Raw genomic sequence first — 14,650 nt, forward strand, 5'->3', positions numbered from 1 at the left:
GCAACGAGGAGGCATCAAGTGGTCGACGCGGACCAGACGTTCGTCATCGTCGGAGGAGGGCTCGCCGGCGCGAAGGCCGCCGAGACACTCCGCTCGGAGGGCTTCACCGGCCGAGTGATCCTCATCGGTGACGAACGGGACCACCCGTACGAGCGTCCGCCCTTGTCCAAGGGCTATCTGCAGGGCAAGGAGGAGCGGGACAGCGTCTTCGTCCATGAACCGGCCTGGTACGCGAGCCACGACATCGAGCTGCACCTCGGCCAGACGGTGACCGCGATCGACCGGGCGGCCAGGACGGTCCGGCTCGGCGACGCGACCCTCATCCGCTACGACAAGCTGCTGCTCGCCACCGGCGCCGAGCCGCGCCGCCTCGACATCCCCGGCACCCACCTCGCGGGCGTCCACCACCTGCGCCGCCTCGCCCACGCCGAGCGCCTGAAGCACGTCCTGGCCTCCCTCGGCCGGGACAACGGACACCTGGTGATCGCCGGCGCCGGCTGGATCGGCCTGGAGATCGCCGCCGCCGCGCGCGAGTACGGCGCCGAGGTCACCGTCGTCGAGCCGGAGGCCACCCCACTGCACTCCGTCCTCGGCCCCGAGATCGGCCAGATCTTCACCGAGCTGCACAGCGACCACGGCGTCCGCTTCCACTTCGGCGCCAGGCTCACCGAGATCACCGGCCACGACGGCATGGTGCTCGCCGCGCTCACCGACGACGGCGAGGAGCACCCGGCGCACGACGTGCTCGCCGCGATCGGCGCCGCCCCGCGCACCGCGCTCGCCGAGTCCGCGGGCCTCGACCTGGTGGACCGCGAGCACGGCGGCGGCATCGCGGTCGACGCGACCCTGCGCACCTCCGACCCGGACATCTTCGCGGCCGGTGACGTCGCCGGGCTCCAGCACCCGCTCTACAGCCGCCGCCTGCGCGTCGAGCACTGGGCGAACGCGCTGAACGGCGGCCCGGCCGCCGCCCGCGCCATGCTGGGCCGGGACGTCACCTACGACCGCGTGCCCTACTTCTTCTCCGACCAGTACGACCTGGGCCTGGAGTACTCGGGCTGGGCGCCCCCGGGCAGCTACGACCAGGTGGTGATCCGCGGCGACGCGGGCAAGCGCGAGTTCATCGCCTTCTGGCTGAGCGACGGCCAGGTCCTCGCGGGGATGAACGTGAATGTGTGGGACGTCACGGACCCCATCCAGCAGCTGATCCGCACCGGCGCGCGGCCCGGCACCGAGCGCCTGTCGGACCCGAGCGTTCCCCTCGGTGATCTTCTGGAGGAGTGACGGGAGGAGTGACAGGACTGTCGGTGGGGGACCGTAGACTTGCCGCGTGGCAGGCAGGATCAATGACGAGGACGTGAAGGCGGTTCGGGACGCGGTCCCGATCGACGCCGTGGTGTCCGAGTACCTGCAACTGCGCAACGCGGGCGGCGGCAACCTGAAGGGCCTGTGCCCCTTCCACGACGAGAAGTCACCGTCCTTCCAGGTCAGTCCGAGCAAGGGGTTCTTCCACTGCTTCGGCTGCCAGGAGGGCGGCGACACCATCACGTTCGTGATGAAGATCGACCACCTCTCCTTCTCCGAGGCGGTCGAGCGCCTGGCCGGCCAGGCGGGCATCACGCTGCGCTACGAGGAGGGCGGGTACAACCCCACCCACCAGCGCGGCGAGCGCATCCGCCTGGTCGAGGCGCACAAGGTCGCCGCGCAGTTCTACGTGGATCAGCTGGGGTCCCCGGAGGCCGAGATCGGCCGGAAGTTCCTCGCCGAGCGCGGCTTCGACCAGGCGGCGGCCGCCCACTTCGGCGTCGGCTACAGCCCGGCGGGCTGGGACCACCTCACCCGCTTCCTGCGCGGCCAGGGCTTCAGCGACAAGGAGCTGACCCTCTCCGGGCTCTCCCAGGAAGGCCGCCGCGGCCCCATCGACCGCTTCCGCGGCCGCCTGATGTGGCCGATCCGCGACATCGGCGGCGAGGTCGTCGGCTTCGGCGCCCGCCGCCTGCGCGACGACGACAACGGCCCGAAGTACCTGAACACGCCCGAGACCCCGATCTACAAGAAGTCCCAGGTCCTCTACGGCATCGACCTCGCGAAGAAGGACATCGCCAAGTCCTCCCGCGCCGTCGTCGTCGAGGGCTACACGGACGTCATGGCCTGCCACCTCGCGGGCGTCACCACCGCCATCGCCACCTGCGGCACCGCGTTCGGCGGCGACCACATCAAGATCCTCCGCCGCCTGCTCATGGACAACGGCTCGGCGCGCGTGATCTTCACCTTCGACGGCGACGCGGCCGGCCAGAAGGCCGCCCTGCGCGCCTTCGAGGACGACCAGAAGTTCGCCGCCGAGACCTACATCGCCATCGCGCCGGACAACATGGACCCGTGCGACCTGCGCCTGGCCAAGGGGGACGACGCGGTCGCCGACCTCGTCCAGCCCCGCACCCCGCTCTTCGAGTTCGCGCTCCGCCAGATCGTCGCGCGCTACGACCTGGAGACCCCGGCGGGCCGCGCGGCCGCGCTCGACGAGGCCGCGCCCGTCGTCGCCCGCATCAAGAACAGCGCCTCCCAACACGAGGTCGCCGTCCAGCTCGCCGGGATGCTCGGCATCCTCGACACCCAGTTCGTGGTCAAGCGGGTGGCGCAGCTGGCCCGTTGGGCCCGCGACCGGGGCGGCAAGGGGCCGGCCCCGGCCAGTTCCCCGCAGGCCGCGCCGATCGGCGCGGCGCCGCACGCCTTCGGCGGGCCCGCGCTCACGCTGCGCAACCCGGTGTTCACCACCGAGCGCGAACTGCTCAAGCTGGCACTCCAGCACCCGGACCTGGTCTCCCCGATGTTCGACGCGTACGGGGTCGACGAGTTCACCGCCGCGCCGTACGCCGCCGTGCGCGCCGCCATTCTCGACGCGGGCGGCGCCGAGCAGGGCGTGCACGACTCGCACACCTATCTCGTCTCGGTGCGCGAGGCCGCGCCCGACGACGCCGTGCGCGCCATGGTCACCGAGCTGGCCGTCGAGGCCATCCATCGCAAGACCGTCGACCAGGCCTACGCCGACATGCAACTCGTCGCCGTCCGTCGCCGCGCCGTGGAGCGCCGCATCCGTGACGTCCAGGGCACCTTCACCCGCCTCCACTCCGCGAACGACCCGGCCCAACTGGCCACGGTCCAGAACGAGTTGTGGATCCTCCAGCAGTACGACCAGTCCCTCCGAGAACGCGGCGCCGACGCGCTGTAGCTCCGCTCCCTACCCGGACCAGCACCCGCCCCGCCCGCCGCCTTGGGCAATCTGCCGCCTGGGGCGGCAGGGTGGGCAAGGCGGCACCCCGGTGCGGGGTGAGCGCTCTAAGGGGCGGCCAGTACAGCGCCGTTCGCGGGTGCGGCCCGGTGGGGCTTCTCGCGCAGTTCCCCGCGCCCCTATCGGGGCTGATCGCGGCCCGCGCCGGAGGCGCTGATGTGTGCAGCCCGCGCCCCTGGCGGGGCGGACAGCAGCCCGGGATGCAACCCCGCGCCGTTTGCGTGCGTTCCGGGCAGGGAAGCAGGGGCACTCGTACAGCACGGTAACCGAGCGGTCACGCACCGGACTCAAAAAGTCATCGCACGCCCCTCGTGGCGGCACTGTGTCGTACTCCACACTGGGTGGCGGTGCCTGAGTCCTCGGAGCGCGGCCGGAGCCCGGACAGCAAAGGGTCCGAAACCCCCGCGGTTCCGCTCATCGCGTACGGGACGGACAGTGACGTAACCGCCGCTGCCGCCCCCCCCCTGCCGCACGCCTCAGAAGCGATCACCTTGGAGGTCGCCCCCGTGCAGACCCAGACCCTCACTCAAAGCGACAGCACAGCGCAGGCCCTGTCCGACCCCGACGCCGTGGAGGACGCCGACGTCCTCGCCACGGTGCCGCCACAGAGCCGCGTCACGCACCACCCCGAGTCGGACGACTCCGCGGAGCCGCCGGAGAGCGAGAGCGAGCCCGCGCAGAGCGTCGAGCCGCCCGAACCCGTGCGCGGCGCCCGCGCCGACACCAGCGGCCCCTCGTCCGACCTGTTCCGCCAGTACCTGCGCGAGATCGGCCGCATCCCCCTGCTCACCGCGGCCGAGGAGGTGGACCTGGCGCGACGCGTCGAAGCGGGCCTCTTCGCCGAGGAGAAACTCACCAAGGCGCCCGACCTCGGCTCCCAACTCACCCTCGACCTCGACAAGTTGGTGGTGATGGGCCGGATGGCCAAGCGCCGCCTCATCGAGGCGAACCTGCGCCTGGTCGTCTCCGTGGCCAAGCGCTACGTGGGCCGCGGCCTGACCATGCTCGACCTGGTCCAGGAGGGCAATCTCGGCCTGATCCGCGCGGTCGAGAAGTTCGACTACGCCCGCGGCTACAAGTTCTCGACGTACGCGACCTGGTGGATCCGGCAGGCGATGAGCCGCGCCCTCGCCGACCAGGCACGCACCATCCGGGTCCCGGTCCACGTCGTCGAGCTGATCAACCGGGTCATCCGCGTCCAGCGCCGCATGCTCCAGGAGCGCGGGTACGAGCCCACCCCCGAAGAGGTCGCCGCCCACCTCGAACTGGCCCCGGAGCGCGTCAGCGAAGTCCTGCGCCTGGCCCAGGAACCGGTCTCGCTGCACGCCCCGGTCGGCGAGGAGGACGACGTCGCGCTCGGCGACCTCATCGAGGACGGCGACGCGACCAGCCCCGTGGAGTCGGCGGCCTTCCTCCTGCTGCGCGAACACCTGGAGGCGGTCCTCTCCACCCTCGGCGAACGCGAACGCAAGGTGGTCCAGCTCCGCTACGGCCTCGCCGACGGCCGCCCCCGCACCCTGGAGGAGATCGGCCGCATCTTCGGCGTCACCCGCGAACGCATCCGCCAGATCGAATCAAAGACCCTGAACAAACTCAGGGACCACGCCTTCGCCGACCAGCTGCGTGGCTACCTGGATTAGGGAGGCTGCCCCGTAGGCGCGCCGACAGGGGCGCGGGGAACTGCGCGAGCAACCCCCACGCCCCTGAGGACGACGACGAAACCTAGTCCACCTCAGCCACGGCCTGCGCGAACTGCGCCTCGTACAACCGCTGATAAGCCCCGCCGGAGGCGACCAGCGCGTCGTGCGAGCCCTGCTCCACGATGGCGCCGTTCTCCATGACCAGAATCGTGTCGGCATCGCGGATCGTCGACAGACGGTGCGCGATGACGAACGAGGTCCGCCCGGTGGCGAGCCGCGCCATGGCCTTCTGGATCAGCACCTCGGTCCGGGTGTCGACGGAGGAGGTCGCCTCGTCGAGGACCAGTATCACCGGGTCGGACAGGAACGCCCGGGCGATGGTGATGAGCTGCTTCTCACCGGCGCTCACCCCGGTGCCCTCGTCGTCGATCACGGTGTCGTACCCGTCGGGCAGTGTCCGGATGAAGCGATCGGCGTGCGCGGCCTTCGCCGCCTCCTCGACGTCCTCGCGGGACGTGGACTTGGCGGCGCCGTACGCGATGTTCTCCGCGATGGTGCCGCCGAACAGCCAGGTGTCCTGGAGGACCATGCCGATCCCGGCCCGCAGTTCGTCGCGGGACATCTTCGCGATGTCCACCCCGTCGAGGGTGATCCGGCCGCCGGTGACGTCGTAGAAGCGCAGCAGCAGGTTGACGAGCGTCGTCTTGCCCGCGCCCGTCGGCCCCACGATGGCCACGGTGTGGCCCGGCTCCGCCGTGAGCGACAGGTCCTCGATGAGGGGCTTGTCCTCCTGGTAGCGGAAGGCGACGTGCTCGAACTCGACGTGCCCGCGCAGGTTCTGCGGCTTCTCGGCGGAGGCCGGGTCGGGCGACTGCTCCTCGGCGTCGAGCAGCTCGAAGATCCGCTCGGCCGACGCGACACCCGACTGCACCAGGTTCGCCATCGACGCGACCTGCGTCAGCGGCATCGAGAACTGGCGCGAGTACTGGATGAACGCCTGGACGTCACCGATCGACAGGGTGCCGGAGGCCACCCGCAGCCCGCCGACGACCGCGACCAGCACATAGTTCAGGTTCGAGATGAAGAACATCAGCGGCTGCATGATGCCGCTGTTGAACTGGGCCTTGAACGCGGCCTCGTACAGCGCCTCGTTCTGCTCGGCGAACAGCTCCGCCGACTCCTTCTGCCGCCCGAACACCTTCACCAGCGTGTGGCCGGTGTACATCTCCTCGATGTGCGCGTTCAGCCGGCCGGTGGTCTTCCACTGCTGCACGAACTGCGGCTGCGACCGCTTGCCGACCTTCGCCGCGACGAACACCGACAGCGGCACCGTGACCAGCGCGACCAGCGCGAGCAGCCACGAGATCCAGAACATCATCGTCAGCACGCCGATGATGGTCAGCAGCGAGTTGAGCATCTGGCCCATCGTCTGCTGGAGCGTCTGCCCGATGTTGTCGATGTCGTTGGTCGCCCGGCTCAGCACCTCGCCGCGCTTCTGCTGGTCGTAGTACGACAGCGGCAGCCGCGACAGCTTGGCCTGCATGTCCGTGCGGAGCTTGGCCACGGCCAGGTTGATCGCCCGGTTGGCGAGCCGGGTGCCGATCATCATCGCCAGGCCCGCGCACGCGAACACCGCGAGCCCGATCAGCAGCACCTGCCCGATCTTGTCGAAGTCCACGCCCTGGCCGGGGGTGAAGTCGACGCCGCCGAGCATGTCGGCCATGCCGTTCTCACCCTTGGCCCGCAGGCCCTCGATCACCTGTTCCTTGGTCTGCCCGGCCGGCGTCTGCCCGCCGATGATCCCGCCGAACAGCAGGTCGGTGGCGTGCCCGAGGATCTTCGGCCCGATCACCGAGAGCCCCACGCTGATCACCACCGCGACCAGGACGGCCACCACCGACGCACGGTGGGCGGCCAGCCGCTTCAGCAGCCGCTTGCCGGACGCCTTGAAGTCCATCGAGCGCGAACCGGGCGCACCGGCCGCCATCCGCGCCGCCATCGGCCCGCTCATCAGGCGGCCTCCGCTTCCGTCAGCTGGGAGAGAACGATCTCCCGGTACGTCTCGTTGTCGGCCATCAGCTCGTGATGGCGTCCGGTGCCGACGACCCGGCCCTCGTCGAGGACGATGATCCGGTCGGCGTCGCGGATGGTGGCCACGCGCTGGGCCACGATCACCACGGTCGACTCGGCGGTCTCGTCGCCGAGCGCCCGGCGCAGCGCCGCGTCCGTGGCGTAGTCGAGCGCGGAGAAGGAGTCGTCGAAGAGGTAGATCTCCGGCCGCTGGACGAGCGTGCGCGCGATGGCGAGCCGCTGGCGCTGGCCACCGGAGACGTTCGTCCCGCCCTGGGCGACGGGCGCGTCGAGCCCGCCCTCCAGCTCGGACACGAAGTCCTTGGCCTGCGCCACTTCGAGGGCGTGCCACAGCTCCTCGTCGGTCGCGTCGGGACGCCCGTACCGCAGGTTGGACGCGACCGTCCCCGAGAAGAGATAGGGCTTCTGCGGGACGAGTCCGACCGTCTTCGCCATCAGTTCGGGGTCGATCCCGCGGACGTCCTCCCCGTCCACGTACACGACGCCCGCCGTGGTGTCGTACAGCCGGGGGACCAGGCCGAGCAGCGTCGACTTGCCGCTGCCGGTCGAGCCGATGATCGCCGTGGTCTCCCCGGGCCGTGCCACGAGGTCCACCGCGCGCAGCACCGGCTCCTCGGCGCCCGGGTAGCCGAACTCGGCGCCGCGGAGCTCCAGGTGCCCGCGCCGGCGCAGTTCCCGTACGGAGGTGTCGGCGGCCGGCGGGACGACGCTGGACTCGGTGTCGAGCACCTCCTGCACGCGCTCCGCGCACACTTCGGCGCGCGGCACCTGCATGAACATGAAGGTGGCCATCATCACGCTCATCACGATCTGCATGAGGTACGAGAGGAACGCCGTCAGGTCGCCGATCTGCATGCCGCCGCTGTTGATGCGGTGGGCGCCGAACCAGACCACGGCGATGGAGGCGACGTTCACGATCGTCATCACGAACGGGAACATCAGTGCCATGATCCGGCCGGTGGCCAGCGAGGTCTCGGTCAGGTCCCAGTTGGCGGCGCCGAACCGGTCCTTCTCGAAGTCGTCCCGCACGAAGGCGCGGATGACGCGGTTGCCGGTGATCTGCTCGCGCAGCACCCGGTTCACGGTGTCCAGCTTGACCTGCATGGACCGGAACAGCGGCCGCATCCTGCGGATGATCAGCGTCAGCACGATCGCCATCACGGGCAGCACGGCGAGCAGCACGCCCGACAGGGGCACGTCGAGCCCCAGGGCCAGGATCACGCCGCCGACGCACATGATCGGCGCCGACACCATCAGCGTGAAGCCCATCAGCACCAGCATCTGGATCTGCTGCACGTCGTTCGTGGTGCGGGTGATCAGCGAGGGCGCCCCGAAGCGGCCGACCTCGCGGGCGGAGAAGGACTGCACCCGGTCGAAGACCCCGGCCCGCACGTCGCGGCCGAGCGCGGCGGCGGTGCGGGCGCCGAAGTACACGGCGCCGGTGTTGCAGACGACCTGGACGACCGTGACGCCCAGCATGAGCGCGCCGTACGTGAGGATGTAGCCGGTGTCGCCGTCGACGACACCGTTGTCAATGATGTCCGCGTTCAGAGTGGGCAGATACAGGGCCGCGCAGGTCTGCAGGAACTGCAGCAGCACGAGCAGCCCGATGGGTTTCTTGTACGGACCGAGATGGGTCCGCAGGAGTCGTATGAGCACGCTCTGTCTCTCGGTGGTCGGCGAACTGGATGAGAGCGGTTGGGGAGTGTCGGGGAGAGGGGGACGCGTCCCGTCGAAACGACGACGCATGGACCCCTATCGTCGGACACTCCACCCGCGTTACCTCAACTGATTAACCCAAGAGTGCTCAAAGACCGGCCATGGAAGACAGATGTTCTAGGACTGGGCGAAGGCTCCCGGGTGGATCTGCTCGCGCACCGCGCGGAACTGCTGGCGCACCGCCTGGCCCACCGGGAGCTCCTCGCCCGCCTCGAACACCTGAGTGGCCGCGCCCTGCCACATCGGCAGCTGCCCGCTCATCGCCCAGGCCGCCTGCCGGGCCGCGCCGATCGCCGCGTAGTCGGCGGGCTGCGGCACCACGACCTGCGTGCCGAACAGCATCGGCGCCACGGCCTGCACGGCGTGCAGCTCGGCGGCCGCGCCGAGCAGGAACACCCGCCGCACCTCGACCCCGCGCCCGCGCAGCACGTCCAGGGCGTCGGCGAGCCCGCACAGCATGCCCTCGAAGGCGGCCCGCGCCAGATGCTCGGGCTTCATGGACTCCCGCCGCAGCCCGCTGAGGGTGCCGGCCGTGTGCGGCAGATTCGGCGTCTTCTCACCCTCCAGATAGGGCAGGAGTACGAGTCCGTGGGCGCCCGGCGTCGACTTCATGGCGAGCTCCGACAGCTCGTCGAGCCCGCCGTCGAGCCCCAGCATCTCCGCCGTGCCGCGCAGCGTGCGCACCGCGTTCAGCGTGTGCACCACCGGCAGGTGCATGCCGGTGGCGTCGGCGAGTGAGGTGATGGAGCCGCTGGAGTCCACCAGCGCCTCGTGGTGCACGGCCATCACCGAGCCGGACGCGCCGAGCGAGACGACGGCGTCGCCGGGGGAGACGCCGAGGCCGAACGCGGCGGCCATGGTCTCCCCGGTACCGGCCGAGATGATCAGCCCCTCCGGGGTCGTGCCCGCGGCGTCGCCGGGGCCGAGCACCTCCGGCAGCGCGGCCCGCTGACCGAGCGCGAGCTCCACGAGGTCGGGCCGCCAGGAGCCGGTGGCCGCGGACCAGTAGCCGGTGCCCGAGGCGCCGCCGCGGTCGGTGGTCCGCCGGGCCGGGCGGCCGAGCAGCTGCCACACCAGCCAGTCGTGCGCCTGCATGAGGAAGGCCACCTGCCGCGCGTTCTCCGGCTCGCTCCGGGCCAGCCAGCGCAGCTTGGTCACCGGCTGCGCGGCCTGCGGCACACAGCCCACTGCCTCGGCCCACGCCTCGCGCGAGCCGAGCCGGTCGATCAGATCGGCGGCCGCCACCTGCGCCCGCTTGTCGGCGCCCACCAGGGCCGGGCGCACGGTGTTGCCCTGTCCGTCCAGCGGTACCAGCGCGTTGGCCTGCGCCGACACGCCGATGGCCTGTACGCCTTCCAGGAGCCCGCCGCCGGCCGCCTCGCCGAGCGACAGCAGCCAGGCCTGGGGATCGACGTCACTGGGCCGCCCGCCGCCCTCCGCGGTCTCCAGCGGATGGGGGGCGTACCCCTGCCGGAGCACGGCTCCGGTGTCCGCGTCACAAACGACAATGCGCGTGAAATCGGGCGAACTGTCCAGCCCGGCGACTATCCCCATGCCTGAAATTCTGCCGCACCGCCGAGGTGCGCGTGCCCTCAGGTGTTGCTGGTGCCCCAGTCGTCGTCGTCACCGGAGCCGGTGCGCTCGCGCAGCGACCGCACCCGGTCGGCCACGGAGTCCGGAACCTTGCCCTCCACCTTGGCGCTGACGGAGTGGAACGCCTTCCCGGCGACCTCCCGCGTCTGCTGCGCGGCGGACTCGGCCGTATTGCGTACGGCGGGGTTCTGGGAGATCTCGCGAGCGGTCTTCTTGAGCTTCTCGTACCGCTCGCGTCCGGCCCTGGTGCCCAGTACGTAACCCAGGGCCAGACCGGCGATGAATGTGAGCCGGTAGCGCATGTCGGCCACCCTTTCCCTAGCGAGGCGTCATGGACGGTGCGGTCGTCGTGGCGGTCACCGTCGTGCTCGATGATCGCCGGGGGGATACCGATTGGCGGAGCACCCCCCTGCTTGCGCTAATGTATGTGTCGCAGCGAGCGCACGCCGCCTGGCAAGTACCCGGGCACCCGCGTTCGAAGCAAACGAGGTCATTCCCCTGTAGCTCAATTGGCAGAGCAGCCGGCTGTTAACCGGCAGGTTACTGGTTCGAGTCCAGTCGGGGGAGCTCGATCTCCTGTAGCTCAATTGGCAGAGCAGCCGGCTGTTAACCGGCAGGTTACTGGTTCGAGTCCAGTCGGGAGAGCTGTCGAACAAGACCCCTCGGAGTTCACTCCGGGGGGCTTTTTCGTGCCTGGTGGAACCGGTCGGCCGCGACCGATGTCCTCAAGGTCGTGCAGAGCCGAACCATCCGAAGCAGGAGATCGTATGAGCGGCTATGCTGCGGCAGACGGCGCGCACAAATGTGCGCGGCGCGCCGTACGGGGCGGTAGCTCAGCCGGTTAGAGCAGCGGACTCATAATCCGTCGGCCGTGGGTTCGAGTCCCACCCGCCCCACCACAGGCCCCACGCAGAATCGTTCTGACCTGGGCCCTTCTTACCCCGGCCTGACGGCGTGTCAAAACAGGCCGGGTGTGACGCGGCGCAACATCCACTCAGATGGACGCGTTGCCCGGGTGTTGCCCGAATCTCCGGAAGGGATCCTTCCGCACGAATCCGTCGTTAGTGTCCGTCGCATGACAATCATGGGGAAGTTCCGTGCGCGCCGGATGACCGTGGCACTGGTCGGTGCGGCGGCCGCGATGGTGCTGGGCGTGGGCGGGGCGATGGCCGTGGCGGACCAGGGCGGCGCGGATTCCGGTCGTAGCGACGTGTCCGTGGAACCCTCCGACGGAGGAGGAAGCGCCGGCGCCGACACCGGCGGCGGTGACTCCGGTGGCGGTGACTCCGGTGTGGCCGGAGGTATCTCGGGCGGTACGGACGAGGGAAGCACGGGCGGCGCCGACCCGACGCCGAACCCCACGGACGGGCCCACCACCTCTCCCACGGATCCCGCGGACCTCGACGACCTGGCCGAGCGCATCGACGGCCTGGAGAAGAAGGTGGACGAACTGCCCACCAAGAAGGAACTGGCCGACGCTCTCCGCGCCTTCGCCGACGAGCTGGACCAGCAGGGCTGAGCGGATCGCCCGGCGAGGGCTCTGCCGGGCGCCGCGTTCACCATCCCGTCAACAACAGATGGTTCAGCAGCAGCGCCAGTACGGCCTGGGCGGTGAGCCAGGCGCGGGGGCCCGGCAGGAAGGCGCAGGAGGCGGGGAGCCAGGCTGCGAAGGGGAGCCAGATGCGTTCCGTCTCCGCCTTGCTCATGCCGGAGAGGTCGGCCAGGAGGAGCGCCGTCAGGGCGGCCGCCGTCAGCAGGGCCAGGCGGCGCGGCGGGCCGGTGGGGGCGGTGGGCGCGCGGCGCAGGCCCGCGACCGAGGCGGGGCCGATCAGGAGGACCGTGCAGGCGAGGTTGGCCCAGATCCAGTAACCGTAGGGCCGGATGCCGCCCGCGCCCTCGTAGTAGCGGGTGGTCAGCAGGTGGTACGCCTCCCACCAGTCGAAGCCCAGAAGTGTGAAGAGCGCCGGGACGACGACGAGGCCCGCCAGGGCCCACGGCAGCGGGCGCAGCCGGTGGGTGCCGAGGAGCACGACCGCGCCCGCGATGAGCGCGAACAGCGTCAGGCCGTACGAGAGATAGCAGGTCAGGCCGAACAGCAGACCTGCCGCGAAGCCCGTGAGGCGCGGGCGGTGACCCGTCACGGCCAGCGCCAGACAGGCCAGGGACCAGGCGGCGACCGCCGTGAAGTAGCCGTCCGCCGACGTGCCCATCCAGACGGCGGCCGGGGTCATCGCCAGGAACGGGGCCGCCCGGCGCGCCAGTTCCTCGGACGCCAGCGCGCGCACGGTGACCAGGACCGCGGCGCAGGCCGACGCGCCGACGGTGATGACCCACGCGCCCGCCCACGCGCCGCCGCCCAGTCCGATCCGGTCCAGCAGGACGAAGGTGACGGTCGCCGCCGGGGGATGGCCCGCCACGTGCGGGGGCCAGTGGTCGGGGGAGTGCAGCAGGATGTGGCCGGTGAAGTCGCGCAGGGTCGCCGGGATGTCCCGGAAGCGGTCGATGACCTGGAGGTACTCGTACTTCGTGGTCAGCCGGTCCGCGACGCCGCGCCGCCAGCCGTCGATCAGGGCCAGCGACCAGGTCCACGCCATCGCGGTCGCCCAGGCCGCCGCGAGCAGCCCGCGCCAGGGCAGCCGGGCGGCGAGGCGCGGACCCCAGGTGATGACGGCGGCCGCCACGACGAGGGCGGCCGGGGTGCCGGGGCCCACGTGCGGGAGCCAGCGTGAGTACAGGGGCGGCCACCCCACGTGCAGGGTGCCGTACTCGCGCTCGATCCAGGTGCCGACGAGCGCCGCCGCCGTGACGAGGAGGGCGGCGGCACCGACGGCGTAGAGGTCGCGGCGGACGGCACGGGGGAGAGAGCGGATCACACCGGGAACGCTAGGCGGCCCGGCCGCCGGCAGCGGTGCGGCGCGGGCGGACGTCAGGGTTTCGTCATGTGTCGGGAGCCCCGCGCGCGGGGTGCCGCGGCCTACGGTCGGCGCATGTCACGCAAGTTCGGCACTGCCGTTTCCCCGACCTCCCCGGCGTTCTGGCGCAGCCCCGTGCGCGGGCCGTGGTTCACGTCGGTGCTCGGTCTGGTGCTGCTGTCCGGGATCACCGTGCTGTTCGTGACGGGGCTCCTGTCCTACGCCGCGTACAACCCGGGCCTCTCGCCGGTCAACGACAAGACGCCCGACAAGGGGCTGCTCGGCTTCTACCTCTTCGGCTGGCCCACCCGCCCGTACTGGCTGTACCGGCTCACCCAGGGCGTCCACGTGACGCTCGGGATCACCCTGATCCCCGTACTGCTGGCCAAGCTGTGGTCGGTGGTGCCCAAGCTGTTCGCGCTGCCGCCCGTGCGCTCCCTCGCCCACGCGCTGGAGCGGATCTCGCTGCTCATGCTGGTCGGCGGGGTGCTGTTCGAGTTCGTCACCGGGGTGCTCAACGTGCAGTTGGAGTACGTCTTCCCGGGCTCCTTCTATCCGCTGCACTTCTACGGGGCCTGGGTGTTCTTCGCCGCGTTCGCCCTGCACGTCGTGCTGCGGGCGCCGGCCGCCGTGCGGAATCTGCGCCGTGGGGCGCTCCGTGACACCGGTGAGCTGGTCGCGACCCGGCCCGCCGCGCCGACCGTGTCGCGGCGCGGGGCGCTGGGCGTGGTCGGGGGCGCGTCGGTGCTGCTGTTGGGCACCACGGCGGGGCGCGGGTTCGACGGGCCGCTGCGGCGGACCGCGCTGCTCGCGCCGCACGGCTGGGCGGAGCCGGGGAGCGGGCCCGCCGGGTTCCAGATCAACAAGACCGCCGCGTCCCGGGGGATCGATCCGCGCGAGACGGCGGACGAGGCGTGGCGGCTGGTGCTCGACGGGCCCGGCGGGACCGTGCGGTTCAGCAGACCCGAGCTGCTGCGGCTGCCGCAGCACACGGCCGCGCTGCCCATCGCCTGCGTGGAGGGCTGGTCGACGTCCGACCAGACGTGGCGGGGCGTGCGGCTGCGGGATCTGGCGGAGCTGGCCGGGTTCGGGGCGGGCGCGGTGCCCGATGTGCTGGTGGAGTCGTTGCAGCGGCGCGGCGCGTTCCGGCGGGCGGCCCTGAGCGCCGCCCAGGTGCGCGACCCGCGCTCGCTGCTCGCCCTGGAGGTCAACGGGGCCGCGCTGACGCCCGATCACGGCTACCCGGCCCGGATCATCGTGCCCGCCGCGCCCGGTGTGCTGAACACGAAATGGGTCGCGCGGCTGACCTTCGGCGATCTCCGGGAGGCGGTCCGATGAAGCTGGGCAGTCCGTTCCAACTCGTCCTGCTGATGTGCTCGTTCGCGCTCGCCGCCTACGCCGGGGTG

Annotated in this window: 10 protein-coding genes and 3 tRNA genes; 8 read left to right on the forward strand and 5 right to left on the reverse strand. The window is 71.1% G+C overall.

The genetic code is table 11. The annotated features are described in order from the left end of the window. The first annotated feature begins 18 nt into the window (after positions 1–18). The 3 genes from K377_RS35305 to K377_RS35320 all read left to right on the forward strand — a co-directional run bounded on the left by K377_RS35305 (position 19) and on the right by K377_RS35320 (position 4,929). The gene (locus K377_RS35305; RefSeq protein ID WP_111667711.1) at positions 19–1,284 is read left to right on the forward strand and encodes an NAD(P)/FAD-dependent oxidoreductase; all 1,266 of its coding nucleotides are present in this window, start codon (positions 19–21) and stop codon (positions 1,282–1,284) included. Between the two features lie 46 nt (positions 1,285–1,330). Further along, positions 1,331–3,229, forward strand: coding sequence for a DNA primase (dnaG, locus tag K377_RS35310; RefSeq protein ID WP_111667712.1), 1,899 nt, complete (start codon positions 1,331–1,333; stop codon positions 3,227–3,229). Between the two features lie 407 nt (positions 3,230–3,636). Beyond that, positions 3,637–4,929 (forward strand): RNA polymerase sigma factor, encoded by a 1,293-nt coding sequence (locus K377_RS35320; RefSeq protein WP_111667736.1) that lies wholly within the window; start codon positions 3,637–3,639, stop codon positions 4,927–4,929. Positions 4,930–5,011: 82 nt separating this feature from the next. On the opposite strand, the gene K377_RS35325 is transcribed toward K377_RS35320, so the two are convergent. The 4 genes from K377_RS35325 to K377_RS35340 form a co-directional block, all read right to left on the reverse strand. Further along, the gene (locus K377_RS35325; RefSeq protein WP_181512728.1) at positions 5,012–6,940 is read right to left on the reverse strand and encodes an ABC transporter ATP-binding protein; all 1,929 of its coding nucleotides are present in this window, start codon (positions 6,938–6,940) and stop codon (positions 5,012–5,014) included. Beyond that, positions 6,940–8,679, reverse strand: coding sequence for an ABC transporter ATP-binding protein (locus K377_RS35330; protein ID WP_111667713.1), 1,740 nt, complete (start codon positions 8,677–8,679; stop codon positions 6,940–6,942). The genes K377_RS35325 and K377_RS35330 overlap by 1 nt, the downstream gene beginning before the upstream one ends. A 177-nt stretch (positions 8,680–8,856) precedes the next feature. After that, the gene (locus tag K377_RS35335) at positions 8,857–10,293 is read right to left on the reverse strand and encodes an FGGY-family carbohydrate kinase (RefSeq protein WP_111667714.1); all 1,437 of its coding nucleotides are present in this window, start codon (positions 10,291–10,293) and stop codon (positions 8,857–8,859) included. 38 nt (positions 10,294–10,331) lie between these two features. Beyond that, positions 10,332–10,634, reverse strand: a complete 303-nt coding sequence (locus tag K377_RS35340; protein WP_111667738.1) for a YtxH domain-containing protein — start codon at positions 10,632–10,634, stop codon at positions 10,332–10,334. Positions 10,635–10,826: 192 nt separating this feature from the next. On the opposite strand from K377_RS35340, the gene K377_RS35345 reads away from it, so the two are divergent. The 4 genes from K377_RS35345 to K377_RS35360 all read left to right on the forward strand — a co-directional run bounded on the left by K377_RS35345 (position 10,827) and on the right by K377_RS35360 (position 11,851). Then, positions 10,827–10,899: transfer RNA gene (locus K377_RS35345), tRNA-Asn, on the forward strand. Between the two features lie 5 nt (positions 10,900–10,904). Next, positions 10,905–10,977, forward strand: a tRNA-Asn gene (locus K377_RS35350). 177 nt (positions 10,978–11,154) lie between these two features. Continuing rightward, positions 11,155–11,231, forward strand: a tRNA-Ile gene (locus K377_RS35355). 176 nt (positions 11,232–11,407) lie between these two features. After that, the gene (locus K377_RS35360; protein ID WP_111667715.1) at positions 11,408–11,851 is read left to right on the forward strand and encodes a hypothetical protein; all 444 of its coding nucleotides are present in this window, start codon (positions 11,408–11,410) and stop codon (positions 11,849–11,851) included. Between the two features lie 37 nt (positions 11,852–11,888). On the opposite strand, the gene K377_RS35365 is transcribed toward K377_RS35360, so the two are convergent. After that, positions 11,889–13,205, reverse strand: coding sequence for a hypothetical protein (locus K377_RS35365; protein ID WP_111667716.1), 1,317 nt, complete (start codon positions 13,203–13,205; stop codon positions 11,889–11,891). Between the two features lie 114 nt (positions 13,206–13,319). On the opposite strand from K377_RS35365, the gene K377_RS35370 reads away from it, so the two are divergent. Then, a complete protein-coding gene (locus K377_RS35370) occupies positions 13,320–14,582 on the forward strand; it encodes a molybdopterin-dependent oxidoreductase (protein WP_161195111.1) in 1,263 nt (420 codons plus the stop codon). Positions 14,583–14,650 lie beyond the last annotated feature (68 nt).

This window comes from Streptomyces sp. PsTaAH-137 (assembly GCF_003259365.1).
Lineage (GTDB): Bacteria > Actinomycetota > Actinomycetes > Streptomycetales > Streptomycetaceae > Streptomyces.

Excerpts from the sequence above, each read along its gene's own strand:
- K377_RS35325 (WP_181512728.1), bottom strand. The coding sequence starts at position 6,940 with ATGAGCGGGCCGATGGCGGCGCGGATGGCGGCCGGTGCGCCCGGTTCG.
- K377_RS35335 (WP_111667714.1), bottom strand. The coding sequence starts at position 10,293 with ATGGGGATAGTCGCCGGGCTGGACAGTTCGCCCGATTTCACGCGCATT.
- K377_RS35340 (WP_111667738.1), bottom strand. The coding sequence starts at position 10,634 with ATGCGCTACCGGCTCACATTCATCGCCGGTCTGGCCCTGGGTTACGTA.
- K377_RS35360 (WP_111667715.1), top strand. The coding sequence starts at position 11,408 with ATGACAATCATGGGGAAGTTCCGTGCGCGCCGGATGACCGTGGCACTG.
- K377_RS35370 (WP_161195111.1), top strand. The coding sequence starts at position 13,320 with ATGTCACGCAAGTTCGGCACTGCCGTTTCCCCGACCTCCCCGGCGTTC.